General features: G+C 58.5%; 22 protein-coding genes. 14 read left to right on the top strand and 8 right to left on the bottom strand.

The genetic code is table 11. The annotated features are described in order from the left end of the window. Nucleotides 1-14 precede the first annotated feature (14 nt). The 7 genes from CO583_RS01070 (at nt 15) to CO583_RS01040 (ending at nt 11,127) form a co-directional block, all read left to right on the top strand. Nucleotides 15-4,562, top strand: coding sequence for an AAA family ATPase (locus CO583_RS01070; protein ID WP_248630500.1), 4,548 nt, complete (start codon nt 15-17; stop codon nt 4,560-4,562). 147 nt (nt 4,563-4,709) lie between these two features. Next, nucleotides 4,710-5,366, top strand: coding sequence for a metallophosphoesterase (locus CO583_RS01065; protein WP_081563190.1), 657 nt, complete (start codon nt 4,710-4,712; stop codon nt 5,364-5,366). Continuing rightward, the gene (locus tag CO583_RS01060; RefSeq protein ID WP_248630501.1) at nt 5,356-5,703 is read left to right on the top strand and encodes a chorismate mutase; all 348 of its coding nucleotides are present in this window, start codon (nt 5,356-5,358) and stop codon (nt 5,701-5,703) included. Before CO583_RS01065 ends, CO583_RS01060 begins: the two co-directional genes overlap by 11 nt. Before the next feature lie 158 nt (nt 5,704-5,861). After that, on the top strand, nt 5,862-6,197 hold the full coding sequence (locus CO583_RS01055; RefSeq protein WP_152332664.1) for a glycerol dehydrogenase: 336 nt from the start codon (nt 5,862-5,864) through the stop codon (nt 6,195-6,197). Further along, nucleotides 6,190-8,394 carry a pyrroloquinoline quinone-dependent dehydrogenase gene (locus CO583_RS01050; RefSeq protein WP_248630502.1) on the top strand — a complete coding sequence of 735 codons (2,205 nt, stop codon included), beginning with the start codon at nt 6,190-6,192 and terminating at the stop codon, nt 8,392-8,394. The genes CO583_RS01055 and CO583_RS01050 overlap by 8 nt, the downstream gene beginning before the upstream one ends. A gap of 167 nt (nt 8,395-8,561) precedes the next feature. Then, complete coding sequence (locus tag CO583_RS01045) at nt 8,562-8,942, top strand: glycerol dehydrogenase (protein WP_227431441.1); 381 nt, start codon at nt 8,562-8,564, stop codon at nt 8,940-8,942. After that, a complete protein-coding gene (locus CO583_RS01040; protein ID WP_103765563.1) occupies nt 8,935-11,127 on the top strand; it encodes a pyrroloquinoline quinone-dependent dehydrogenase in 2,193 nt (730 codons plus the stop codon). Before CO583_RS01045 ends, CO583_RS01040 begins: the two co-directional genes overlap by 8 nt. Before the next feature lie 160 nt (nt 11,128-11,287). On the opposite strand, the gene CO583_RS01035 is transcribed toward CO583_RS01040, so the two are convergent. After that, entirely contained in the window at nt 11,288-11,542 is a 255-nt protein-coding gene (locus CO583_RS01035) for a hypothetical protein (protein ID WP_081563192.1), read from the bottom strand. Nucleotides 11,543-11,747: 205 nt separating this feature from the next. Between CO583_RS01035 and CO583_RS01030 the strand changes: the two genes are divergently transcribed. Both CO583_RS01030 and murI read left to right on the top strand, forming a co-directional pair. Further along, on the top strand, nt 11,748-12,491 hold the full coding sequence (locus CO583_RS01030) for an orotate phosphoribosyltransferase (RefSeq protein WP_052349051.1): 744 nt from the start codon (nt 11,748-11,750) through the stop codon (nt 12,489-12,491). A 92-nt stretch (nt 12,492-12,583) separates the two neighbouring features. Further along, nucleotides 12,584-13,408, top strand: coding sequence for a glutamate racemase (gene murI / locus CO583_RS01025; RefSeq protein ID WP_081847702.1), 825 nt, complete (start codon nt 12,584-12,586; stop codon nt 13,406-13,408). Here murI and CO583_RS01020 read toward each other — a convergent pair. The 5 genes from CO583_RS01020 to fabI form a co-directional block, all read right to left on the bottom strand. Beyond that, nucleotides 13,405-14,472, bottom strand: coding sequence for a polyprenyl synthetase family protein (locus CO583_RS01020; RefSeq protein WP_373364575.1), 1,068 nt, complete (start codon nt 14,470-14,472; stop codon nt 13,405-13,407). The two genes, murI and CO583_RS01020, sit on opposite strands and share 4 nt — an antisense overlap. Before the next feature lie 215 nt (nt 14,473-14,687). Further along, on the bottom strand, nt 14,688-15,710 hold the full coding sequence (locus tag CO583_RS01015) for a ribonucleotide-diphosphate reductase subunit beta (protein WP_043560023.1): 1,023 nt from the start codon (nt 15,708-15,710) through the stop codon (nt 14,688-14,690). A 104-nt stretch (nt 15,711-15,814) separates the two neighbouring features. After that, the gene (locus CO583_RS01010) at nt 15,815-17,722 is read right to left on the bottom strand and encodes a ribonucleoside-diphosphate reductase subunit alpha (protein WP_373364576.1); all 1,908 of its coding nucleotides are present in this window, start codon (nt 17,720-17,722) and stop codon (nt 15,815-15,817) included. Nucleotides 17,723-17,920: 198 nt separating this feature from the next. Continuing rightward, complete coding sequence (gene aroC, locus CO583_RS01005; protein ID WP_043560020.1) at nt 17,921-19,015, bottom strand: chorismate synthase; 1,095 nt, start codon at nt 19,013-19,015, stop codon at nt 17,921-17,923. A gap of 5 nt (nt 19,016-19,020) precedes the next feature. After that, nucleotides 19,021-19,872, bottom strand: coding sequence for an enoyl-ACP reductase FabI (gene fabI, locus CO583_RS01000; protein ID WP_043560018.1), 852 nt, complete (start codon nt 19,870-19,872; stop codon nt 19,021-19,023). A 162-nt stretch (nt 19,873-20,034) separates the two neighbouring features. On the opposite strand from fabI, the gene CO583_RS00995 reads away from it, so the two are divergent. From CO583_RS00995 to CO583_RS00980, 4 genes are all read left to right on the top strand, one after another. Continuing rightward, the gene (locus CO583_RS00995) at nt 20,035-21,321 is read left to right on the top strand and encodes a 3-deoxy-D-manno-octulosonic acid transferase (RefSeq protein WP_249102957.1); all 1,287 of its coding nucleotides are present in this window, start codon (nt 20,035-20,037) and stop codon (nt 21,319-21,321) included. Further along, nucleotides 21,321-22,301 carry a tetraacyldisaccharide 4'-kinase gene (gene lpxK, locus CO583_RS00990; RefSeq protein ID WP_043560016.1) on the top strand — a complete coding sequence of 327 codons (981 nt, stop codon included), beginning with the start codon at nt 21,321-21,323 and terminating at the stop codon, nt 22,299-22,301. The genes CO583_RS00995 and lpxK overlap by 1 nt, the downstream gene beginning before the upstream one ends. Nucleotides 22,302-22,331: 30 nt before the next feature. Next, on the top strand, nt 22,332-23,243 hold the full coding sequence (locus CO583_RS00985) for a lysophospholipid acyltransferase family protein (protein WP_081563195.1): 912 nt from the start codon (nt 22,332-22,334) through the stop codon (nt 23,241-23,243). A gap of 167 nt (nt 23,244-23,410) precedes the next feature. Further along, nucleotides 23,411-23,797: a hypothetical protein gene (locus CO583_RS00980; protein WP_248630503.1), complete on the top strand. Its 387-nt coding sequence runs from the start codon at nt 23,411-23,413 to the stop codon at nt 23,795-23,797. Between the two features lie 101 nt (nt 23,798-23,898). On the opposite strand, the gene CO583_RS00975 is transcribed toward CO583_RS00980, so the two are convergent. Then, nucleotides 23,899-25,287 (bottom strand): penicillin-binding protein activator, encoded by a 1,389-nt coding sequence (locus CO583_RS00975; RefSeq protein WP_248630504.1) that lies wholly within the window; start codon nt 25,285-25,287, stop codon nt 23,899-23,901. 152 nt (nt 25,288-25,439) lie between these two features. Here CO583_RS00975 and rsmI point away from each other — a divergent pair, with 152 nt between their 5' ends. Then, nucleotides 25,440-26,339, top strand: coding sequence for a 16S rRNA (cytidine(1402)-2'-O)-methyltransferase (gene rsmI / locus CO583_RS00970; protein ID WP_193699524.1), 900 nt, complete (start codon nt 25,440-25,442; stop codon nt 26,337-26,339). On the opposite strand, the gene CO583_RS00965 is transcribed toward rsmI, so the two are convergent. Further along, nucleotides 26,336-26,965, bottom strand: coding sequence for an outer membrane lipoprotein carrier protein LolA (locus CO583_RS00965; RefSeq protein ID WP_248630505.1), 630 nt, complete (start codon nt 26,963-26,965; stop codon nt 26,336-26,338). The two genes, rsmI and CO583_RS00965, sit on opposite strands and share 4 nt — an antisense overlap. Nucleotides 26,966-26,977 lie beyond the last annotated feature (12 nt).

Raw genomic sequence — 26,977 nt, 5'->3', positions numbered from 1 at the left:
CCACACGGGGTTCAATGACACAGCACAAGGCGATCACGACCCGCCTCGATATTGTCGGCTTCAAAAGCTTTGCTGATGAGGTCCATCTGGACATCCTGCCGGGCCTGACCGGCATTGTCGGCCCCAATGGCTGCGGCAAATCCAACATTGTCGAGGCCCTGCGCTGGACGATGGGGGAAAGCTCCGCCCGTGCCCTACGTGGTGGAGAGAGCGATGACCTCATCTTTGCCGGGACAGGCAGCCGCCCGGCCCGCAATCTGGCCCGTGTCACCCTCCATCTTGGTGCGGCTGCCGGTCTTGCGCCGCCGCCCTTCCAGCAATCGGAAGAGCTGGAAGTCTCCCGTCAGGCAGAACGTGGTGCGGGCAGCACCTACCGTATCAACAATCGTGTCATGCGGGCCAAAGACGTACAGACCATCTTTGCGGACCTGTCCTCCGGTGCCCGCAGCTCATCCATCATCAGCCAGAACCGTGTCAGCCAGCTCATCGCTGCCAAACCGGAAGAGCGTCGCCTCCTGCTGGAGGAAGCCGCCGGGATCACCGGCCTGCATGTCCGCCGCCGGGACGCTGAGCTGAAACTGCGTCAGGCTGAAAGCAATCTGGAACGGGCCGAAGAGCATCGCAGAACGCTGGACCAGCAGCTCAGCAGCCTCTCCACCCAGTCCGAACAGGCCCGACGCTACCGGCAGGCATCAGAGGATATACGCCAGCATGAACGGTCCCTGCTCATCCTTCAACATGCCAGAGCCGAAGAGCTCGTCCAGAGCCGCCGGACCGCTCTGGAAAAAGCCAAAGAAGCCCTGGCCAGAAATGAGCAGGCTCTTCTGGATGCCAAAAAGCATGTTGAACTACAGGCAGAAAAACGCCAGCAGGAAAGCGAAGCCCTGGCCACGCTCCGCCAGCGGCTGGAGCAGTACCGCATCCATGTCGGCGTAGCAGAAGCTGCCCTCCAGCACCTGCAGCAGGCCTCGGCCGACCATGCCAGACAGCGGGCCCAGCTGGAAGATGATCTGGCCCGACAGAAAAAAGAGCTGAGCCAGCTGGAAGAACAGCAGGCTCAGACCCGGCTGGCACTGGAACAGATCATGGACCAGCAACGGGCCACCGCCACGAAGCTCCCTGCGCTGGAAGAGACGATCACAGCCCTGCAACAGACAGAAGCCACCCAGCGGGCCGACCATGCTGCGCTGTCATCCCGTTATCAGGATGGAACACTCCAGCATGAACGGCTCCAGAGCCGCCAGCAGGAGCTGGCACGTCAGATTGCTGATGACAGGGAAAACCTCAGCCATCTGGAAATCGAACTTCAGGCCATCGAACAGGACTGCACCCGGGAAGCAATTGCTGATCAGCTGCGCCAGCAGGTCTCCGCCAGCATGGAGGAAGCCAGCAGCTGCGAACGCAACGCCCGGGAGGCCGAAGCTCATTTTCAGGAACAGAGACTTCTCACCGACCGCACACAGCGTGATCTGCATGAAGCCAGAACCCGGCTTGAACAGCTGCAACAGCGTGAAAAAGAACTGACCCAGGCAGTGACCAGGCAGCAGTCCCGTCTGGAAACGGAACGAACCCAGAAGCAGGAAACCAGACACGGCCTGCTTGACAAGACCGCAGAAGAGCGACTTCAGGCAGCCTGTCAGACCACACGGACACTGGCAGAACAGACCGCCCTTGCTGAAAAAGGTCTGATACAGAAGCGTGAACAGGCAGAGCAGCTCTGGCTCAGCGAGCAGGCTGCGCTGGAAAAATGCCAGCAACGCCGCGAATTTCTGCAACAGGACGTCAAACGCCTGACCGAACAGCTGGCAGACCAGCAGGCACGCTCCACAGCAGCGCAGGCCGCTCTGAAGGACGCCCTTGACCGTGCGATCAGCATCGAAGAGCTCGATGCCGCACGGACCCGTCTCAACATGCTGGCAAAGCAGATCAACTCCCGCCTCGAAGCCATCACCCAGACCGAAGAACAGCACAATGCTCTTCTGGAACAGGAAAAAGAGGCACGGCAGGCCCTGCAACAGATCGAAACGGACCGGCTGCGTTACCAGAGCGAGCATGAAGGGCTGCAACGCACCCTGCAAGGCAGTCTCCTCGCCATCCCCCATCCCGTACTGGAACAGCTGGAAATCCCGGACGCCCTCATCAGGGCCGTTGCAAGCGCCCTGACAGATGGGCTGGAAGCGTCTCTCCCCCCTGAGGGAGAACCCCTGACTGATACGCCACGGCAATGGCGCCCTCTGCCCCCGCTTGGGAAACAGACACCCGCAGTCAAGGCACTGGCGGCCCTGCCCAGTCTGGCATCCCTTATCAATATACCGGCTCCACTTGAGCGGGCTTTCCGGGCCATTTTCCTGCTGGAAAAGATTGAAGACGGCCCTGCCCTCCACCACTATCTTCAGCCTGGTCAGGCCCTCGTCACAAAAGAAGGGGGCCTCTGGCGCTGGGATGGTTTCATCCGCCAGCCCAACACGCCCACGGCAGAAATGGTACGCCTCCAGCAGGCACAGGCCCTCAAGAAGACCGCTGCCGCCATTCAGACACTCGACCAGCAGCACGCTGTCCAGAAAGCTGCCGCCGACACACTGCACACACAGTGTGAAACACTGGCACAGGCACTGGCAGAACAGCGCCAGTCTGCCCAAAACGAACGTGACGAACAGGCACGGCAGAAGCACCAGCTGGAAGGGCTTACGGAACGCCATGCCTTCCAGCAGGAGCAGATCTCCCTTCTCCAACAGGAAGCCTCCGGCCATGAGGCACAGCAGAACCGGACAAAGTCACAGCTTGCTGCGGTACAGTCAGAGCTGAAGGCCCTTCCCGTTTCAGACAAGGCCGTCTCCGACGCTGCGGCAGTACTCCAGACCATCCGGGATGAAGAACAGTCAGCCCGACTGGCCTCTGAAGAGGCCCGCTCCCAACACCAGAAAGCTGAAAACGAGCGACAACAGGCCCTGTTCAGGAACGATGCCCTGAAGAAACAGCTCGCTGAACGGACACAGACCATCGACCAGCTGGAGCAGGACATCAGGGAGCTGAGCGGACAGAAACAGACCGTACTGGACACACAGGCAAAGATCGACCTTCCAGCTCTTCAGTCGGCTCTGAAAACAGCAGAAGACGCACTCCATCATGCCCGACAGGCCGCAGCAGAGGCCATACAAAAGGCCGAAACAGTCCGCAAAGAGGCCACACGACAGGAACAGGCCCTTCAGGAGCGAAGCCGCCTTCTGGCTGGCCTGCAAGCCCGGCGGGAAAGCCTCCAGCAGCAGATCCAGACCCTGAAGACCACTCTGGAAAAACGCCTGACTGATGAGGCAGCCTGCCAGAAAAATCAGTCCGATCTGCCGGACATCGCCATTCTGAAAAAAGAACTCGACCGGACGAAGGCCGGGCTGACCAGCACCACGGATGCCCTTCAGCAGCACCGGGCAGACCATAACACCCTGTCGCAGACTCTTTCCCTGCTAAAAGAACGACACGGGCATCTGCTGACGGACAGCCAGAAACAGGCCGACCGGCATGCCCAGCTCCAGACCCTCATCAAGGACCTGACGGACCGCCACGCAGCCCTGATGACGGCCACCCCGGAGCAGGCGGAAGACTGCAGCCTTGCCCGCCATGAAGAGCAGCTCCAGCAGAATATGGAAACGCTCAGAACGCTGGAAGAAGAAGAGAAGGTCTTCACCAGCCACCTGGCCCAGACCGAAGCCACCCTGCATGACCAGCAGGCCCTGCTGGACCACCACAAGGATGGCAGCAGCCGCTACCGTGAAGACACCATCCGGCTTGGTGAACGGGCCGAACAGGCAGAAGAGGCTCTGGCTCTCCTGCGCCATGATTCCCCCCTGCCAGACAATGCCGAAGCCCCGGACACTGTTTCAGCCGATGCTGAACAGGCCCTGCGGCAGGCCCTGAAACGGGCCCTGAAGCGCCGTGATGATCTGGGCCCGGTCAATCTCTGTGCCGAAGACGAGTTCCAGACAGCCCAGAAAGAATCCGAACGAATCGCCCGGGAGCATCAGGACCTCTCAACCGCCATTGCCCGCCTGCGTGGCGGGGTCGGGGCGATCAACCGGGAAGGCCGACAGCGCCTCATGGCCGTCTTTGCGGACATCAATGAGCATTTCCAGAAGCTCTTCACCCGCATGTTTGGTGGAGGCAAGGCACATCTCCAGATGGTTGGCAGCGACGATCCGCTGGAGGCCGGGCTGGAAATATTTGCCCAGCCCCCCGGAAAGAAACTCTCAACCCTGTCTCTTCTCTCCGGCGGAGAGCAGGCTCTCACAGCCCTCTCGCTCATTTTTGCAGCCTTTCACTGCACGCCAGCTCCCATCTGCGTTCTGGATGAGGTTGATGCCCCCCTTGATGATGCCAATGTGGAGCGCTTCTGCACGCTCATCCGTGACATCACCAAAGAAACGGGCACCCGTTTTCTGGTCATCACCCATCACCAGCTGACCATGGCCCATATGGACCGTCTCTATGGGATCACCATGCAGGAACGGGGCGTGAGCCGCCTGCTCTCTGTCAATCTGGATGAAAGCATCCGCATGGTAAATGGTTGACCTTCTCCCATTATCATCAGACAATTAGTGCCCTTTAAGGCAACTGGAGGCTGAGTTTACAAAACCGTGAGCGATCGACCTATCTTTTCAGAACCACGGCTTGACGAATCGGTTTTATCCCGCATTCGCGAGCATGGTCTTCGCATTGTGGGAGACGTGCACGGTGATCTCAACGCTTTCCGCCATGCCATAGCCACAAAGCGCTTCATCATCCAGCTGGGAGATCTCGTCGATCACGGGCCGGACAGTGCTGGCGTGCTGGAAACCATGCTGGACCTGCTGGAGACGCACAGGGGCATGTTCGTTCTCGGCAATCACGACCGCAAGTTGGGCCGAGCGTTGGAGGGGCGGCGGCTGCGCCGTGACCTCCCGCTGGAAACCACCCTGAAACAGATTCAGACCTCCACAGCCGAAGACCTCGCTAACCGTTCCCTCAAAGCCGTCGCTCAGGCACCGGCATGGCAGAGGCTGGGCAACATGCTCTTCGTTCATGGTGGGTTCCACACGGCCATGCTCTCCGGCCCCCCGCCACAGACAGGGCTTGCCGACATGTCCGCCCCTCTTTCACGGGCACTCTTCGGAGAAACGACAAGCCGCCTCCAGCCGGACGGGTATCCAGAACGACGCCTGAGCTGGATCAACCGTATTCCAGAAGGTATAACCGTTTATGTCGGGCATGACAGACGGTCCCTTGATGGCCGCCCACTGCACCGAACTGGCCGGCTGGGAGGAAAAGCCATTTTCATGGATCTCGGCGCCGGCAAAGGCGGCCATCTCGCATGGATTGACCTCAATGACCTCTAAAAATGACACATTGCCTGATCCAACCCGTCGGCTGACCGCTCTCCGCCAGCGTATCGACAATATCGACGCTGCCCTCATCTATATGCTGGCAGAACGTTTCCGCTGCACAGCCGATGTCGGGGCTCTAAAAGCCTCCTCCCACCTCCCTGCCTGCGACCCGGCCCGGGAGAAAGAGCAGCTGACCCGCCTGCATGCTCTGGCCCAGGATGCCGGATTGGACATTGACTTCACAAAAAAGTTCTTTGCCTTTCTTGTTGGGGAGGTCATTGCCAATCATAAAGCTATTGCTGCACAGTTTCAGGATACGCCACAAAATCCCGACCTGAATAAAGAATAGATTGATCCATTTTACCTATCATAAATATAAATTAACTTTATTTATCTATTTTTCTCCCATCCTAGATGGCCTCATAGTTACGACATGGTTTCTGCTAGACTGGAGATAATGTCGTGTCACCATCATCGTCCTCCAGACCGAAGCAAGGATTGGCAAGCTTGGCGACTTACGCACTGGCGCTTCTGATCCTGCTTTTCGGCCTTTATTTTGTCATTTTCGGTTCATGGCTCATTCTGCTGGGTGGGTCTTGGTATTACACCCCCTGCGGACTCCTTCTCTGCATTTCCGGCATCTATCTCTTCCGCCAGAGCCCCACAGGAGCATGGAGTTATCTTCTCGCCTGGGCCCTGACAATTCCCTGGACGATCTATGAGGTCGGTTTCAATTTCTGGGGATGGTTGCCGCGCCTCTTCGGGCCCACCCTGCTGGCGGTTGCCGTTGTTGCCTGCCTGCCTCACCTTCTCCGCAACCAGAAGGAACACTACAATGCGTAACCAGGCTTACCTTCTCGGTATTCTTCTGGGTGGCACCATCCTTGGCACCTCGCTCCCGGTCCATGTGGCCCATGCCCAGATTCCTCCCTCGCTGGAAACCCCCGGCCCGGACAATGACAGCGAAGCGCAGACGAGCTCCAGCATCTACCACGACCCTGAGCCGGGTACCCCCCAGCCAACAGGCGTCAATGCCGCCAACCTGCCGGATATTGATGAGCTCCCCATCGACCAGCTCCCCCAGGCCGTCCCTCAGGAGAGTGCCAATCCCAAAGCTGAGGACTGGCCTGCCTATGGGCGTGATGACCAGGCGACACGCTATTCCCCGCTGACACAGATCACGCCGGAAAATGTCAGCAGACTGCAACGGGCGTTCGTCTACCATACCGGCAGCCTCCCTCCCAAAGGGAAGGCCAACAAGTGGGCTGCAGAAACCACGCCGATCAAGGTGGGTGATTCCCTGTATCTCTGCTCCGCCACGAATGACATGATGCGTGTCGATGCCGCTACGGGGCAGGAGAAATGGCACTTCCATGCCCATGAAAGCTACGATGCCATTCCCTATACGGCGGCCTGCAAATCCGTCACCTACTACACATCATCCACCGCAGCGGATGGGCAGCCCTGCCATCACCGCATCATTGAATCGACACTGGACAACAGGCTGATTGCTGTTGATGCCGAAGATGGCAAGCTCTGCGAGACTTTTGGCCATGGCGGGCAGGTCAATCTCATGCAGGGCATGGGCTGGTCCGTGCCCGGTTTCGTGGCCATGACAACAGCTCCGCCCATCGTCAATGGCGTGATCGTTGTCAATCATGAAGTGCTTGATGGCCAGCGCCGCTGGGCACCATCAGGCGTCATCCGGGGATATGATGCCGAAAGTGGGAAGTTCCTCTGGGCTTGGGATGTCAATAATCCGGACAACCACCACCAGCCGGACAAGGACCATTATTACAGCCGTGGAACACCCAATTCTTGGGCGGCCATGACGGGCGACAATGCCCTGGGGCTGGTCTATGTGCCCACAGGCAACTCTGCGGTTGACTATTACAGCGCCATGCGCAGCGATGCGGAAAACAAGGTGTCATCCGCCGTGGTGGCGCTTGATGTCCGCACGGGCGAACCCCGTTGGGTCTTCCAGACCGTCCACAAGGATGTCTGGGATTACGACATTGGTTCCCAGGCAACGCTGTTCGACTATCATGCCGATGACGGAAGCATCATCCCGGCCCTCATCATGCCTACAAAACGGGGCCAGACCTTCATCCTCGACCGTCGGACAGGCAAGCCGCTGCCAGACTTCCCCGTCGTGGAAAAACCGGCTCCCAGCCCGGGCTTCGTCCAGGGTGATCCACGGGCTCCAACGCAGCCGTGGTCTGTCGGGGTTCCCCGTCTTGGCTTCCCGGAGCTGACAGAAGCCGCCACATGGGGCATCTCACCACTGGACCAGCTGGCCTGCCGCATCAAATTCCGTCGGGCCCATTATGTCGGCGAGTTCACACCGCCTACCATCAAGCAGCCGTGGCTGGAATACCCCGGCTATAATGGGGGCAGTGACTGGGGCAGCATCTCCTATAACCCGCAGACGGGCATCCTGCTGGCCAACTGGAGCAGCCTGCCCATGTATGACCAGCTTGTGAACCGCAAGAAAGCTGACAAAATGGGGCTGATTCCCATTGATTCACCCCAGTTCAAAGCTGGCGCTGGTGGGGCTGAAGGTAACGGGGCACAGGCGCAGACTCCCTATGGAATTGTCGTCACCCCGTACTGGAACAGCTTCACCCAGATGATGTGCAATGTGCCGCCCTATGGGATGGTCACCGCCATTGACCTCAAAGCGCACAAGGTCCTGTGGCAGAAGCCGCTTGGTTCGGCCCGTGCCAATGGCCCGTGGGGCATCGCCTCGCACCTGCCGCTGACAATCGGTACGCCCAACAATGGCGGTCCTGTCATGACGGCTGGCGGTGTCGCCTTCATCGGAGCATCGACCGATAACCAGATCCACGCCATTGACCTCAAGACAGGCAAGACGCTCTGGACTGACGTGCTGCCCGGTGGGGGACAGGCCAACGCCATGACCTATGCCGTCAATGGTCGGCAATATGTCGCCATCATGGCCGGGGGGCACCACTTCATGCGCAGCCCGGTGTCTGATGCGCTGGTTGTCTATGCTCTGCCAGAGGCAGACAGCAAGTAACCCCGGGATCGTGCCGGTTGCATGAAAAAATCATGTAACCGGCATGTCCAGTGTATCAACCTGAGTTCCCTGACCAAATATATGGGTTGATCTTGTCAATCCGTTTTTATCCGAAGCGTGTATCCCCATGGTTTCCTGATATTTTCTGGTCAACTGGAGATGGAACTGTGTCTTTTCTCTCTTATCCCAATGAAAAACCCAAAGGCGCAGATATAGCCATCTGGGCATTTGCCCTGCTGATTCTGCTTTTCGGGCTTTATTTCGTCATTTTCGGCTCATGGCTCATTCTGCTGGGTGGGTCCTGGTATTACACCCTCTGCGGACTGCTCCTCTGCCTATCAGGCATCTATCTTTTCCGCCAGAGCCCTGTGGGTGCCTGGACCTATCTTCTCGCCTGGGCCCTGACAATTCCCTGGACGATCTACGAGGTCGGTTTCAATTTCTGGGGATGGCTGCCGCGCCTCTTCGGGCCCACCCTGCTGGCCATCGTGGTCGCTGCTTTTCTTCCCCGTCTCCTCCGCAACCAGAAAGTCACTCCCGATGCGTAATCAAGTCCGTCTTCTTGGTCTCCTTCTGGGAGGTACCATCCTCGGCACATCACTATCCGCCGTAAAAGCCCAGGAGGCCGCCTCCCCCAGCACGTCTCACGAGACGGCACCTGCGGAGGAAACGGTTTCCACCATCTATCATCCCCCTGCTCCCAACACACCCCAGGCCACAGGCGTCAATGCCGCCAACCTGCCGGATATTGATGAGCTCCCCATCGACCAGCTTCCCCAGGCCGTCCCTCAGGAGAGTGCCAATCCCAAAGCTGAGGACTGGCCTGCCTATGGGCGGGACGACCGGGCCACACGCTATTCCCCGCTGACCCAGATCACACCGGAGAATGTCAGCAGGCTGCAACGGGCGTTCGTCTACCATACCGGAGTCCTGCAACCAAAAGGCAAACTGAATCGACTGGCGCCGGAAACGGCCCCCATCAAGGTGGGTGATTCCCTGTATCTCTGCTCCGCCACGAATGACATGATGCGTGTCGATGCCGCTACGGGGCAGGAAAAATGGCACTTCCATGCCCATGAAAGCTACGATGCCATTCCCTTCACCTCTGCCTGCAAATCCGTCACCTACTACACGTCATCCACCGCAGCGGATGGGCAGACCTGCCATAACCGCATCATTGAGGCCACGCTGGACAACCGGATGATCGCCGTTGATGCCGAAGATGGCAAACCGTGCGAGGCCTTTGGCCATGGCGGGCAGGTCAATCTCATGCAGGGCATGGGCTGGTCCGTGCCCCGTTTTGTTGGGGTGACCAGTCCGGTTCCCATCATCAATGGCGTGATCGTGGTCAATCATGAAGTGCTGGACGGTCAGCGCCGCTGGGCACCATCAGGCGTCATCCGGGGATATGATGCTGAAAGTGGGAAGTTCCTCTGGGCTTGGGATGTCAATAATCCTGACAACCACCACCAGCCGGACAAGGACCATTATTACAGCCGTGGAACACCCAATTCATGGACGGCCATGACGGGCGACAATGCCCTGGGGCTGGTCTATGTCCCCATGGGCAATTCCTCGGCTGACTATTACAGCGCCATGCGCAGCGATGCGGAAAACAAGGTGTCATCCGCCGTAGTGGCGCTTGATGTCCGCACGGGTGAACCCCGGTGGGTCTTCCAGACCGTCCACAAGGATGTCTGGGATTACGACATTGGTTCCCAGGCAACGCTGTTCGACTATCATGCCGATGACGGAAGCATCATCCCGGCCCTCATCATGCCTACAAAACGGGGCCAGACCTTCATCCTCGACCGTCGGACAGGCAAGCCGCTGCCAGACTTCCCCGTCGTGGAAAAACCGGCCCCCGCCGGTGTCATGAAGGATGATCCCCGTACGCCAACGCAGCCGTGGTCTGTCGGGGTTCCCCGCCTCGGTTTTCCAGACCTGAAGGAATCGGACATGTGGGGCGTCTCGCCGCTGGACCAGCTGGCCTGCCGCATCAAGTTCCGTCGGGCCAGTTATGTTGGCGAGTTCACACCCCCTTCCCTCAAAAAGCCATGGATTGAATCCCCCGGCTATAATGGGGGCAGTGACTGGGGCAGCATCTCCTATAACCCGCAGACGGGCATCATGCTGGCCAACTGGAACAATGTTCCCATGTACAACCAGCTTGTGAACCGCAAAACGGCGGACCAGCTGCGACTGATCCCTGTGGATGTTCCCGAATACACGCCACGCCATGGCATGACAGCCGGCAATGCCGCCCAGGCTGAGACGCCGTATGGCACTCTGGTTGGTCCCTTCTGGAACGAATTCACGAGGGTAATGTGCAACGCACCTCCCTACGGCATGCTCACCGCCATTGATCTCAAGGCACACAAGGTTCTGTGGCAGCGGCCCTTCGGCTCGGCCCGTGCCAATGGTCCATGGGGACTGCCGACAGGTCTGCCCATCGAAATCGGCACGCCAAACAATGGCGGGTCTGTCATGACGGCTGGCGGTGTGGCCTTCATCGGGGCGTCAACCGACAACCAGATCCACGCCGTCGACCTCAAGACAGGCAAGACACTCTGGACTGACGTGCTGCCCGGTGGAGGACAGGCCAACGCCATGACCTATGCCGTCAATGGTCGGCAATATGTCGCCATCATGGCCGGGGGGCACCACCTCATGGGGACACCTGTTTCCGATCAGCTGGTTGTCTATACCCTGCCAGAGCAGGCAACAAAATGATCTGCTCCCTCTGGCTGTCTGCTTCTCCGGACAGCCAGAGGGCCTGAGAGATTTGATCAAAACTGAAAATATCAAAAAAGCGGAGAGCCATCCGGCACCCCGCTTCATCATGTGTCTCTGGCCCAAAAAGCGAAGGACAGCATCAGGCCATGTTGTGGCTTCAATGTGGCCTGGTTGGAGGGCAGTTACAACCACGCGTAGGCGCAGCCGAACGCCGGACGATGTGATGATCTATCCACTCCGAGACGAGCAGCCGGGCTTCTGGCAGGGACGATTCTGGATGATGGATGCGATACAGGGTTGTGCAGGCAGCAAAAATACTCATCTCGCTTTGCCCCATATCATGCAGCTCCTGATAAGCTGTAATTACGGCGCGTTCGCATTTGCGACCAATGTGCCCGGTGTCGATTTTCATATCCCATAACCCCTACGATACCCTGTTTTCCCCAGGAAAAACCTCCATCAGGAAAGGCGGGCCACTATCATCAGCCCTACCAATAACAGAATAAAGCGTCACCAATAAGAGAATGGGCAAAAAAGACATCTTTGCCCTACCCCTCCTTCCTTCTAACGGGTAGATGTCTCCAAAGGAACCATTTTTCGAGATTACGGAGAGAATAATGCCTGCATCTGGCACAGCATCAAATCTGGGCATCCGCCCCACACAGTGGGACCGTGATGCTGCGCTGACAACGGCGCGCATTCTTCTGGAAATCAAAGCCATCAACTTCCGGCCCAGCGAGCCTTACACGCTGACATCCGGCTGGAAATCCCCCGTCTATATCGACTGCCGCAAGATCATCTTCTTCCCCCGCGCCCGCAAGAAACTGATGGAACTGGCCGTTGAAAAAATTGGCCGCCACATCGGCTATGAAAGCATTGATGCTGTCGTGGGCGGTGAGACGGCAGGTATTCCCTTCTCCGCCTGGATTGCTGACCGGCTGATGACACCAATGGCCTATGTCCGCAAGAAGCCTAAAGGCTTTGGCCGCAATGCACAGATTGAAGGTGACGTGCCAGAGGGCATGCGCACCCTGCTGGTAGAGGACCTGACAACAGACGGCGCCTCCAAGATCCGTTTTGCCAATGCCCTGCGTGAAGCAGGTGCCATCGTGGATCACACCTTTGTCGTCTTCTTCTACGGCGTCTTCCCCGGCGCCCAGAAAACCCTTCAGGACATGGGCATCAGCCTGCATGCACTCTGCACCTGGTGGGATGTACTGGAAGCCTGCGCCGATGGCCAATATTTCTCTGCCGAAGACAGCGCAGAAGTTCGCCGCTTCCTTGAGGACCCATGCAGCTGGTCCAAAGCCCATGGCGGTGTCGGCAGCGCAGAAGAAGCACTTGCCTTCAAACGGGGCTGACCGTTTCACACCCAGCCTGAAAAGGACGATGAAAAGAGGGCAACCTTTCTCTCCTTTTCAGGCCCCACCATCACGTCTCAGCGGATACGCCCATGCCTGCACCATCCTCTCCCCGCATTCTGGTCTTTGATTCAGGCATCGGCGGGCTGGGTGTTGTTCAGGCGCTGCGCAGTCTGGCCCCTTCCCTGACAATAGACTACCTCGCCGATACGGCCCTGTTTCCCTATGGGGAACAGCCGGATGATATCCTGCGGGAGCGCATTGCCGACCTCGTCTGCAAGGCTTGCGATACACTGGAACCGGCTCTGGCCATCATTGCCTGCAACACGGCCAGCACCCTGGCACTGCCCATATTACGGGAGCGGCTCGATCTGCCTGTCGTAGGCTGTGTCCCGCCCATCCGCTGGGCCGGACGGGTCTCTGCCAACCGCACCATCGGTCTGCTGGCTACAAGCGCCACGGCACGACGCCCCTATCTCAAACAGCTTCATGACGAATTTGCTGCCGATTGCCGACTGCTCATACATGGCTCCCGCCATCTGGCCAATCTGGCCGAGCGGGCTTTTCGGGGCGAGCAGCTGGATCCGGCTGAAGTGCAGCAGGAACTCGCATGCCTCTTTCAGCAGCCCGGTGGAAATGACATTGACGCTGTTGGGCTGGGCTGCACGCACTATACGTTTCTGCTACCCTACTTCCAGCGCCTCGGCCCTGCGGGCATCATGTGGCTGGACCCCGCCCCCGCCGTCGCCCAGCAGGCCCTCCGGCGGTTATGTGATGTAACGGAAGCCTCGCTTCCCGCCAGCCCGTCCAGCCCGGCGGACCGCTTCTTCCTGACAGCTCATCCACAGAACGGAGAGGAGCTTGCCAGAAACATCGCCTGGCTGGGATTCGCCAATGGCTGGGACGTTTTTTCTTAACGGGCCCGCTCGACCGTATAAAGCACCGTCTCACGCAACAGATTTTTCAACCCGCTCTCCGGGAAACAGGACAACGCCTCCACGGCCTGCGCCGCATAATCCCGGGCCTTTTCAATCGTCTTACGGATGGCATCCCTCCGGGCAATGATCTCCAGAGCATGAGGCAGATCAGCCTCTGTCTGCTCATTATCCTCGATCACACGTTTCCAGAACTGGCGTTCTTCCTCCGTACCCTGCTCATAAGCAGCCAGCACCGGGAGCGTGATCTTCCCTTCACGGAAATCATCCCCGACCGTCTTCCCCAGCACCTGCTGATCCGCTGCATAATCCAGCGCATCATCCACAAGCTGGAAGGCCATACCCAGGCTGGTTCCGTACTGCTCCAGCGCCAGCTCAGCCTCACGACCATGCCCGGCCACGACGGCGCCTACCCGACAGGCCGCCGCAAACAGGGCCGCCGTCTTGCCATGGATGACCTCCAGATAACGCTCTATCGGGGTAGAAAGATCATTCTGGGTGGACATCTGGAGAACTTCACCTTCAGCAATCGTTGCCGAAGCAGCTGAAAGAATGGCCATGACCTCCAGCGATCCATCCGCCGTCATGAGCTGAAACGAGCGGGCAAACAGGAAGTCCCCCACCAGCACGGAAGCCTTGTTGCCAAAAAGGGCATTGGCAGAGGCCATGCCACGCCGCAGCGTGCTTTCATCCACCACATCATCATGCAGCAGCGTTGCTGTATGGATGAACTCCACACAGGCCGCCAGGCCGATATGGCGTGTTTCCCCCTCCTTCTCCCCATAACCACAAAGACGGGCAGAAGCGAGCGTCAGCAATGGACGCAGCCTCTTTCCACCAGCCGCCACGAGATGCGCTCCCAGCTGGGGAATCAACGGAACAGAGCTCTGCATCCTGTCAATGATGGCCTGATTGCAGGCTGTCATGTCATCGGCCAGATAGGCGGAAAGGGCCTTCAGGGCATCTTCCCCTTTGACCTCTCTACCCGCAGCCTCACCGCCAGATACAGTGTTGGGCTCTGATGAGGAAGAAACCAAAACGCACAACTCCAGTTCTCCCTGCTCCAGCACGCTGGAGCAGACAGTCTCGGGCGGCTGCCTTTCCTCCGGGATACGTCTTTTCAGAACGTATGGCCGGGCAGAACGCAGCCCATACCCCTATTAGAAAATACTTCCGTCCATATGAGCAGCAAAGCAGGCCCGGTCAAGACAGCCCTGTCATAAAAACCATTCAGATAACGGGTAATTTCCCTGCTTTCCTCTCAGGAGAACACACCACTTTCGAAGGCATCTTCCCATGTCCCCTGCGTGGAAGCACGGGAATATTCAGTCGCACGATTCTCGAAGAAATTCGTATGTTCCACCGCATTGAGCATGTCATCCACCCATGGCAGCGGATTTTCCTCGATGCCATAGATCGGGTCCAGACCAAGCTGGATCAGCCGGCGATCAGCAATGAAGCGGATGTAGCGCTCCACCTGCCCGGCAGACAGGCCCTCCACAGGCCCCATTTCGAAGGCCAGTTCGATGAAGGCATCCTCGTGGGCGACTGTCTGACGGCAGATTTCCACCAGTTCAGCCCGGAATTCTTCCGTCCAGAGTTCCGGATTTTCCCGAATGAAGGTGCGGAAAAGCCGGATCATGGAGAGGCAGTGCAGCGTTTCATCACGCACGGACCATGAAACGATCTGTCCCATCCCCTTCAGCTTGTTGAAGCGGGGGAAATTCAGCAGGATGGCAAAAGACGCAAACAGCTGGAGACCCTCCATGAAGGCTCCGAAGGCTGCCATCGTCTTGGCAACATCCCGCTTGCTGTTGATGTTGAAGGACTGCATGAAATCATACTTGTCCTTCATTTCCTTGTATTTCAGGAAGGCGGAATACTCCGTCTCCGGCATCCCGATCGTATCCAGCAGGTGGGAATAGGCCGCAATATGGATGGTCTCGATGTTCGAGAAACAGGAGAGCATCATCAGGACTTCGGTCGGCTTGAAAACCTGACTGTAATACTTCATGTAGGCGGAGTTCACTTCCACGTCCGCCTGCGTGAAAAAGCGGAAAATCTGCGTGACGAGATTCTGCTCGGCCTCTGAAAGTTTACGGTGCCAGTCCTTCACATCCTCGGCCAGCGGAACTTCCTCCGGCAGCCAGTGCAGACGCTGCTGGGTCAACCAGGCATCATAGGCCCAAGGGTAGCGGAATGGCTTGTAAACCGGGTTTTCAACCAGAAGATTGGCCTGCTCGGCCGCTTCCGGGGCCGGCGGCAATGGAGTGCCATCTGTCATCTCGCGAAACCTTTTTCCCTTGAGACACAGCCCTTCCAGGCTGAATCCCTCCAATATCCAAAGATGAGGCCATGCCGGGCAGGCCCCACCTCACACCCTCCGCCTTACTGGCAGGAGAGACATTCCTCATAACTCCCGGCACCACTCTCCGCATGGCGTGGCGTAGCCTGCGGAAGATGATCGTCATCCCCCTCCATGATGTCACGCTTCACGGCAACATTGGACACCGTATCGGCCCTCTGGATGGAAAGGGAGCGGCAATAATACAGCGATTTGACGCCCTTCTTCCATGCCTCGTAATGGATGCGGACAAGGTCACGCTTGTGCACATCCGCCGGCAGGAACAGATTGACCGACTGCGACTGGCAGATGAACGGAGCACGGTCGGCAGCATGCTCAATCACCCAGCGCTGGTCAATCTCGAAGGCCGTTCTGAAAACATCTTTCTCATCCTGTGTCAGGAAATCGAGATGCTGTACGGACCCCTTGCTCAATGTGATGGAAGACCAGACCTCATCCGTATCCCGCCCATACTTCTGGAGCAGCTTCGCCAGATGGCGGTTCCGCACCGTGAAGGAGCCGGACAGTGTCTTCTGGAGAAACACGTTGGCACTGATGGGATCAATCCCCGGGCTGGCATTGCCCGCAATGATGGAAATGGACGCTGTCGGCGCCACGGCCATCCTGTTGGAGAACCGTTCCTGAAAACCATATTCTTCAGCATCCGGACACGGGCCCCGTGTCTTTGCCAGCTCGCGGGATGCCTCAGCCGTCTGCTTCGAGATATGCTCAAAGAACTTCTTGTTCCACACCTTCGCCATGACACTACCAAAGGGCACCATCCTGGACTGAAGGAAGGAATGGAAACCCATCACACCCAACCCGACCGACCGCTCCCGCATGGCGGCATAACGGGCATGGGCCATGTCATCCGGCGCATTGTCGATGAAGTCCTGCAACACATTGTCGAGGAACAGCATCACATCCTTGATGAAGTGCGGGTCATCTTTCCATTCATCCCAATATTCCAGATTCAGGGATGAAAGACAGCAGACAGCCGTACGGGTCTTGCCATGATGGTCAATCCCCGTCGGCAGGGTGATCTCGGCACAGAGGTTGGAGGTCTTCACCTCCAGCCCTGCCAGCCTGTGATGTTCCGGCCGGGCACGGTTCACCGTGTCCGAAAACACGATGTAGGGCTCGCCCTGTTCCATGCGTGCTGTCAGAAGGCGTATCCACAGGCCACGGGCCGACACCTTGCGAATGACGCTATGATCCTTGGGGGAAACGAGTGGCCATTCCTCATCACCCGCCACGGCCCGCATGAAATCGTCCGTCAGCAGCACACCATGATGCAGATTGAGGGCCTTGCGGTTGGGATCACCACCAGTGGGACGGCGCATCTCGATGAATTCTTCAATCTCGGGATGCCAGATAGGCAGATAAACTGCAGCGGAACCACGCCGCAGGCTGCCCTGGCTGATGGCGAGCGTCAGGCTGTCCATCACCCGAATGAAGGGGATCACACCGGATGTTTTACCATTCCGGCCGATATTCTCCCCGATAGACCGCAGATTGCCCCAATAGGAACCAATCCCCCCTCCTTTGGCAGCCAGCCAGACATTCTCATTCCAGAGCCCGACAATCCCCTCGAGACTGTCCTCCGATTCATTGAGAAAACAGGAAATCGGAAGACCACGATTCGTCCCGCCGTTGGAAAGAACAGGTGTGGCTGGCATAAACCAGTGCTGGGACATGTAATCGTAAATACGCTGTGCATGCCCCTCATCAGCTCCATACCGGGATGCCACGCGCGCAAACAGCCCCTGATATGTCTCACCTTCCAGCAGGTAGCGGTCATCCAGAGTGGCACGACCGAAGTCTGTCAGGCGCTCGTCACGTTCCGGCGTCGTCCGCACAGGCGGATGCCCCGGCAGCTGAACAACATTGGGGAAGAGCTCGGGTTCTTCTGTCCCACCCAGCGGGTGAGCGAACGTCTGCGCATCATGCATGGTCATGAATCGAGCCCCTCATTTCAGCATCATTTTCGGCTTAAACAGTCCTCCCATCTCCCATGGATGAAGGGCATATTTCAAGGCTTGTTTTTCGTCAGGTTTTATGCATTTTCGCATATATAGGGTTAACCCGTTCACAATGAACACTATATATTGTAACGAGCTCTCACCCTTCCTGCTGAATAACAACAGTTTTCAGAGCCACCCACATTGGGCATGGTTACGCAGCAACTGGTCCGCCAGGATGCAGGCCATCATGGCCTCGGCCACCGGTACGGCCCGGATGCCGATGCAGGGGTCATGCCGCCCCTTTGTCCGGACATCCACCGCCTCACCATCCCGCGTGATGCTCGGTACGGGCAGCAATATGGAGCTGGTTGGTTTGATCGCCATGCGGGCCACGATAGGCTGCCCCGTGGAGATACCCCCCAGAATACCCCCGGCGTGATTGCTGAGAAATACAGGCTCCATCGGATTATCGGAGGGACGGATGGGATCCGCATTTTCCTCGCCATGGAGGGCGGCAACCCCCATGCCATCACCAATCTCGACCGCTTTCACACCATTGATACCCATGAGGCCGCCAGCCAGTTCGGAGTCCAGCTTGCCATAAACAGGCGCCCCCAGCCCGGCAGGAACGCCTTCCGCCACGACCTCCAGCGTCGCACCGATGGAGGATCCGGACTTTCTCACCTCTTCCAGCTGCTCGCTCCACGCCGGAACGATTCCCGCATCTGGAGAGAAGAACGGATTCCGTTCCACCTCATCCCAATCCCAGCGTTCCCTGTTCACGGACTGCCCACCAATACCCGTAAGGGCACCACGGATGAGCAGCTGCGGCCCGACAAGCTCCCGCAGGATGACCCGTGCCACGGCTCCCGCTGCGACACGCATGGCCGTCTCCCGTGCGGAAGACCGCCCGCCACCACGATAGTCACGGATGCCGTACTTCAGATCATAGGCAATATCTGCATGGCCAGGCCGATACTGCCGGGCAATCTCCCCATAATCCCGGGACCGCTGATCCGTATTCTCAATCATCAGGGAAATGGGGGTGCCCGTCGTCTGCCCCTCAAACACCCCGGAGAGAATCCGCACCTCATCCGGTTCACGCCGCTGCGTCGTGTAACGGGACTGGCCCGGCCGCCTTTTCTCCAGCCAGGGCTGAATGTCATCCTCCGACAGTTTCAGGCGTGGCGGACAGCCATCAATCACGCAGCCAATCGCTGGACCGTGGCTCTCTCCCCATGTCGTAACACGCAGCAGACGCCCAAAACTGTTTTCAGACATTATTCTTATTCCCCAGAGGAGAGGCTCATGTCGGGAGCTTCCGGGTTCTTCATGCCAATGATGTTGTAACCGCAATCCACGTGATGCACCTCACCCGTCACACCGCTGGAAAGATCTGACAGCAGATACAGGCCGGAACCACCGACATCCTTCAGGGACACATTGCGCTCCATCGGAGCATTGACCTGATTCCAGCGCAGAATGTAGCGGAAGTCCCCGATGCCATTGGCTGCCAGTGTCATGATCGGTCCGGCAGAAATGCCGTTCACACGGATATCATCACGACCCAGATCCACCGCCATGTAACGGACGGAGGCTTCAAGTGCTGCCTTGGCAACACCCATCACATTATAATGCGGCATGACACGCTCTGCCCCCAGATAGGTCAGGGTCAGCAGGGAGCCACCGGCATTCATCATGGCCGCAGCCCGACGGGCCACTGCCGTGAAAGAGAAGCAGGAAATATCCAGCGCCTGAAGGAAAGCCTCACGGGGGGTATCCACATAGCGCCCGCGCAGATACTGCTTGTCAGCCCAGCCAATGGCATGAACGACAAAGTCGATCTTGCCCCAGGCCTTCTCGACCTCATCGAACGTGGCATTGATAGCAGCGTCATCACTCACATCACAGGGCAGGACCATGGTGGACCCCACACTTTCTGCCAGCGGACGTACACGCTTGCCCAGAGCCTCACCCTGATAGGTGAAGGCGATTTCAGCCCCCTGGTCCGCACAGGCCTTGGCAATGGCCCAGGCAATGGAGTTCTTGTTTGCCACACCCATGACAACACCACGCTTGCCAGCCATGAGTGTTCCCTTGGCTGTTTCCTGCTGCGTGTGCGCTTCCGTTTCTGACATGGTCAGCCCCCTTGAGGATAATCCTGGATATATAATAAGTGGGTCATCTCGTCGCACAAGGCTGGCCACTCGGCAAGGCCCTCCCGTCACGAGGAAAACGTTTTTACGCTTCCCTCTGCGTTGTGCTGGGGAGATGATGCGAAAATGCACCACCCGTGCCGCATGGAACACGCAATGGGCCGTTACCCTTCCTTCACGCCTCTGGCCGCCCCCCTTCTCACAATATGGTCGCTGATCGGCCATGCCGCCATGCCATGGCTCCGCCGTCATGCCCGCAAAAGGCTGCAGCAGGGCAGGGAAAACAGAACCCGCCTGCCGGAACGTTTCGCCCGGGCAGGAATGCCCCGCCCCTCCCATGACGGACCGCTCCTTTGGGTTCATGCTGCCAGTGTGGGAGAAAGCCGGTGCATCCTGCCTGTTGTCAGTCAGCTTCTGGCAGACAGCCCAAAGCTGACCATCCTCATGACAACAGCCACCCTGACCGGTGGAGAAACGGTCGCCGCCCATCCGGCCAGTCACACGGGGCGGCTGATCCATCAGCTCATCCCCTATGATGCCCCGCATCTCCTTGAGCGTTTCATGGCATACTGGCAACCGATCGGGCTGGTTCTTACGGAAAGTGAACTCTGGCCGGGCCTGCTCTGCCTGAGCCGACAAAAAAAACTGCCTGTCATGCTGCTCAATGCACGTCTCTCGCCCCGTTCTGCCGCACGCTGGCGGTGGGCATCACCCCTGCTGCGCCACCTCCTGGAAGCCTGCCACTGGATCATGCCCCGAAGCATGGATGATGCGCAGGCTTTTGCCCGATTCGGAATCGGGCCACTCCTGCCCCCGGCGGATCTGAAAGAAGATTCGCCCCCTCTGCCCTTTGATGCATCCGAGGCTGTCACCCTGCGCAGGCAACTTGAGGAACGCTCCATTTTTGTGGCGGCTTCCACGCATCCGGGCGAAGAAGAGATCATCATTGCAGCCGCCCGGCAGGCCAAAAAAGAACGCCCTGACCTGCTCACCGTCATCATCCCCCGTCATCCTGAAAGAGGCAAAGAACTGGCCCAGACCCATCAGGCTCCCTGCCGTTCCAAGGGACAGGTTCCTGGAGGTGGGGATGATGTATGGATCATCGACACGCTGGGAGAAGTCGGCCTCTTCTTTCAGCTTGCCGAGCGGGTCTTCATCGGCAATTCCCTTGTCCCACCCGGAGGAGGCCACAACCCTCTGGAATCCCTCCATTTCCGCCGCCCTACGGCCATCGGTCCATACATGCAGAACTGGACAGCACTCTGCGCCCGTCATGCAGGCTCACTCCATCCTGTTGAGCATCAGGAGGCACTCGCACGCTGGCTGAAAGCCCGCCATCTTCCCAGCCCCAGGCCCCCTCAGCAGAATCAGGCAGGCAGGCAGGCAATTCGCCTTATTAAGGACACAATTTTGACTAAAAAGGCATTTTGATGAAACTGACGGCCCCTTCTTTCTGGCAGACCCCTGCCCCGACCATGCTTTCCAATCTTCTTTTGCCTTTCAGTAAAGTGACGGGGTTCGTCGCCAGGCAACGTCAGACCCAGCCTTCACTCAGGCTGCCCGTTCCTGTTCTCTGCTGTGGAAACATCACCGTAGGCGGAACTGGCAAAACGCCCATGAGCCTCCATCTGCTCCAAAAGCTGATCCAGAGAGGACGGACTCCCCATGCCCTAACCCGTGGTCACGGTGGCCGGTCCAAAAAGACAGGACTGATCTCCCCCACACTGGACAGGGCCGTTGATGTCGGCGATGAAACCATCCTGCTGGCCCGCCTTGCCCCCACATGGCGAGGACCGGACCGCAGAGCCAATGCCCTGCGGGCCATCGAAGCAGGGGCAGACTGCCTGGTCATGGATGACGGTCTACAGGACCCTTCCCTCCACAAAGACCTCTCCCTGCTGGTCATTGACGGTCCGGCGGGGCTGGGCAACCAGCGCCTGCTTCCTGCCGGGCCATTGCGGGAATCACTTCCTGATCTCCTGCCCCGGCTACACGCCACTGTCATCCTCGGTGACGACCGCCAGCATATCGCCGGGCAGCTGCCTCCGTCCCTTCCTGTCCTGAAAGGAACCCTCTCCCCTGGCGCCGCCATCCAGAAGCTGCGGGGCTATCAGCTCATTGCCTTTGCCGGGATCGGTCGCCCCCAGAAATTCTTCTCCACCCTTCAGGATGCAGGCCTTACCCTGTTGCGGACTCTCACATTCCCTGACCATCACATCTACTCGGCCCGTGAACTGAAGAAACTGGCCCAGCTGGCCCATATGCCAGAGACCGTTCTGGTCACGACGGAAAAAGATTTTGTAAAACTGCCCCCACTCTTCCAGAATTTCGTGGTTAGCCTTGATGTTGAACCCCGATGGAGCAACCCTAGGCTGATGGATGAACTTCTTGACCACTTTCTGGCAGAGTAACTGCCCCTCTCATGTCCCGGCCCCGCACCCATGAAACATTATCTTGAGGCATGGGGCCTGAAGGGGCTTCTCTGGTTTGCCAGCAAGCTGCCTGCGGGTCTGTCTTCCCGTTTGGGAGGAACCGTGGCAGCTCTTGTCGGGCCGTGCCTTCCCTCATCCCGCATTGCCGACATCAACCTGCACCGTGCCTTTCCCACGATGGACCGAAAGACACGCCGGAGGCTCGTCAGAGGCTGCTGGTGGAACATTGGCAGCACATTGGGAGAACTCCCCCACCTTCCTGACCTGCCGGAAGGGGCTGCTACAGGTCCCGGCTGGCGTGTCCTGAATGATGAACTCCTGCACCAGGCCCGCAAAAGCGGGCGCCCTGTCATTTTCTTTTCAGGCCATCTCGGCAACTGGGAACTCATGCCCCTGATTGTTGCCCGTTATGGCATGGCTTTTTCCCCTTTCTACCGTGCCCCCAACAACCCTCTGGTTGACCAGCTGCTCTGTCGGCTGCGACGCCACATTGTCGGCACACCCGTTTCATTCTTCCCAAAAGGGAAGCAGGGGGCACGGGATGCTGTCCGCCATCTCGCCAGAGGTGGATATCTTGGCGTGCTGGGGGACCAGAAAATGAACGATGGGATTGAGGTTTCCTTCTTCGGCCATCCTACCATGACAGCCCCGGCTGCTGCGGCACTGGCCCTCAGATTCGATGCTCTGATCATTACAGGGCATGTCTGGCGGGAAGGCCCGGCCCGTCTGGTTCTGGAGGTGGGGTCCTGCCTTGACCCGAAAGATCATGCCAGCACAGCCCGTTCCCGCCATGACATGATTCGTCACCTGACCCAGCTCCTGAATGATGAGCTGGAACAATGGATTACGAAACGCCCGGAAAACTGGCTCTGGTTGCATCGGCGATGGGCAAAATCCTGTTACCGGAATAAGAAAAAGTAAATTTTACCTAGCCATGCGTCCGAAACATGGTAGGATTGCAAAATGAGAGCAAGATCATAGCAGCCAAGCCTTCCTGTTCAGTTTTCAGATAGCGCGCTTCGGCACCATGGGTTGTTCTGATTGTGATGCAGCAGGGGTTTCCCTGTTCCCATGAAGGAGATGCTGACATGGCTCAGAAAGCATTCCGCGTGGCAGAACACGCCACGGCCCCCTCCTCCAGCGCCCGGAAACATGCGGGCGGTGTTGTCGTCCCGTTCCGCCAGAAGCTCCTTTCCCATCATCGCCACTACCTGGCCACATGGCTCATTGCCAGCGAGAAAATGGGCATTCTTGATGCCTCCATTGAATCATCTCCGGACCAGCAGACAGCCGATCCCAGCCTGGTGGTCATCTGGGTTCGGGAAAATGCCGACCCTGCCTACCTCATCAGCCTGCGTGGTCCCTACTGGGTTCTCACGGACTGCCTGAGAGACAACGAGCTTGGCCGTTACCGGACCTTCTCCGAAGCACTTCATACCATCCGTCCCGTTCTGCCCCTGCATGCATCAGCCTGACATGACGTCCTGCTGAAACGATTCTTCGTCCTACAGAAAAACCCCCGTCTGGCATGCAGACGGGGGTTTTTCCATGGAAGCAGGTAAAAAGCCAAAACCTGTCAGGGTGTTGAGGACGTGCCGCTCCCAGCACCCGCATGACGGGATGGCGACCAGACCGCCACATCAGGAGCGGCCGGTTTCTTCCCAGCCTGAACCTGTGCCGGTACTGCTCCAGCTGTCTGCTTCGCAGGTGACCATACGGCCATATCAGCCGATGCCGAGGCAGTCCCCCGCCCCGGCACGGCCGGCCCTACGGAAAGAGATGATGGCGATGTCAGATCACGGGAGGCTGGGACGATCAGCTGGCTGCCCCCACCCGGAGCAATCTGATAGATGCCCAGCGCCCGAATCATCCGGCCATCCGGACGCAGATGGAAGAGACCATTCACGCCCAGATAGCCTTCACGCTGGGTCAGTGTTGCCACATTCAGCTTGTTCTGGCGGATCAGGGCGCCAGCCAGAGCGGCCGCATCGTAGGCAAAATCTGCGACAGGAGAAGGCTTCTGCTGATAGGCATTCTGATAACTCTGCACATAGCCACTGCGCTGTTTCTCATCAAACGCCACATACCAGGCACCGCGCAGGTCCCCCAGTTTGGCGTCAAAGGAACGCCAGAGCATCGGACCAAGAATACGAACCTGAGGAACCAGAAGCTGGTTGTTCTTCAGCGCATCGATCACACGGGCCAAATCCAGCCCGGTATCACCCAGAAGCAGGGCATCAAATGGCGGCGGGCTGACCTCCGAAGGGGCCGAAGCGGTCTGATCCTTCTGGGCTGGCCGGGAGGAAGAAACCGTCATTTCATCACCCTCATTCAGAGGGTCAATGGCAGAAGGTCCGCTCTCCGCCGTGGCCGCTCCCTGTGCAGTACCGGCAGATGCAACCGGCCGACGGCTCAGCTGCGCCATTTTCTGCGTGATGTCATTGATGTCACTGCTGTGGAACGTAATCTGCGGGACATCCAGCCCAGCCTCTTGGCAGGCCAGGGTCAGCCCTTCCCCCATGGCGTGCCCCAGCGCCGTATCTGGCAGAAACGCAGCAAAACGCTTCCGTCCTTCTACCCGGGCAGCGTCAACAAGACGACGAACCTGCTGCTCTGGCGTCAGTCCCATGACCCAGACACCCGGTCTGGCCTGAGCCACATCACTGGTGAAAGCCAGCTCCGGCACATTCACTGGCTGCAGGACAGAGGACACGGCCTGCGTATCACCTGCCGTAAGCGGCCCCAGAACAATACTGTCTCCGGCCTCCAGAGCCTGCTGGGCGGCATGGGCAGGCCCTGCTGGCTGGGCACTGTCAAATACATCCATGGGAGGAGGCTGGTTGTCCGGCAGAGCCAGCCGGGCCGCATCCCTCAGGCGCAGGCCGATGGCAGCATGAGGGCCACTCAACGGTACGATCAGCCCGACACGGGCTGGTTTTTCCACTGGCTGCGGAGCGGCTGCCACCGGGGCCAGTTTCCTTTCATGACCATTTTCCCCGGAGCAGGCTCCCAGAAACATGAAAATACCAACGGCCAATGCTGCCTGGCCGTTTCCTCTCTTGCCGCGCCCCCGCCCACCACGGCTATAAAGGCCAGAGCGGCTCATTGAGGATAACGATGTCTGAGAAACCATATACTCCCCCCGATCACGGAACATTTCCTTCTTCTACCGGGCAGCTCGTGCTGGTGGCAACGCCTGTCGGCAACCTCGCCGACATAAGCCAGCGTGCCCTTGATGCTTTAAGGACCGCTGATGCCATCCTGTGTGAAGATACCCGCGTTACCACAAAACTGCTGCGGCATTATGGCATAAGCAACCAGCTCTTCCCTCTCCACGACCATAATGAACAGGACCGCATCCCCGCCCTCATTGAGCGCCTCCAGCAGGGAGAATGTCTGGCCCTGGTCTCTGATGCCGGTACACCCATTGTTTCGGACCCCGGATACCGCCTCGTCCGGGCCGCACAGGCAGAAAATATCGCCATCACGTCCCTGCCCGGTGCCAATGCTGCCGTCACGGCTCTGACACTCTCCGGCCTGCCTCCCATTCCCTTCATGTTTCTGGGCTTTCCTCCCCGGGGAGAGGCCCGCCGACACAGCTTTACCGCCCTGCGTGCTGCCGAACAGGCTGGTCTGGCTGCCACGCTCATCTGGTATGAATCACCGCACCGACTTCTGGAAACACTGAAAACACAGCAGCAGGTATTCGGCTCAGACCGCCCTGCGGCCGTAGGGCGTGAACTGACAAAACATTTTGAAGAAATGATCCGGGGCAGTCTTGCCGAACTCATTGCCCATTTTGAAGAAACAGCCCCACGGGGAGAGATCACCCTGCTTCTTGGTCCACCAGCCGCAGACGATACGGGAGCACAGGAGCTCGACCAGGCCTTGCAGGATGCCCTGAAAACCCACTCCGTCAAGGATGCCGCAGCGCTGATAGCAGGGATCGTCAACCTGCCCAAGCGCACCGTCTATAACCGGGCACTTGAGCTGGCCAGACAGAAAAAGGGCGGTTAGTCCTCATCCTTTGGCAGGACAAAACTTGAAGCCGGAACGCTGATGCCGGTCTGCACGCTGGAAAAATGCACGACCGTCCTGTGCCCTTGGGCATCCAGCACTGTCCAGCCTTTCAGACTGAGCGGACGGGTGGAGAAAAAGAGCGTCATCTCGCCTTCACCCGGATTTTCCGTCCGTGTCACCCGCAACTGGATCTCGCTATTCTGCTGTTCGTACCCCAGAATGGATACATCCCCCGAGAAACGGGGATCCGGCCGCAGAAGAAGACCCAATGGCGTATGATCCAGAGGGATTGTCGTGATCTGACCGATGCTGCGATCCTGAAACACGACCTTGCCTTCATTGGCCACAAGCAGAAGCGGGCTGGGAGGGTCGTAAGAAAACCGCATCTTTCCCGGCCGCTCCAGCAGAACTGTCCCGGTGGATGTCCCGTCATGCTCGGTCACCTGCTCAAACCGGGCCTGAAATGTCTTCGTCGCCGCAAGGCTGGACTCAATTCTGTGAACCCACCCCTGCTGGGCCTGGGTCAGGGGAACTCCTGCCGCCAGTGCCGGATTCCCCAGCAGACCCATCCCCCCCACAGCAAAAGCCACGCCGCAGGCCATGACAAGACGCCGCACCACCATCACCACGCTTCC

It is taken from the genome of Parasaccharibacter sp. TMW2.1882, assembly GCF_023337635.1.
Classification (GTDB): Bacteria; Pseudomonadota; Alphaproteobacteria; order Acetobacterales; family Acetobacteraceae; genus Bombella; species Bombella apis.
This window is presented reverse-complemented; position numbering and strand designations above follow the sequence as displayed.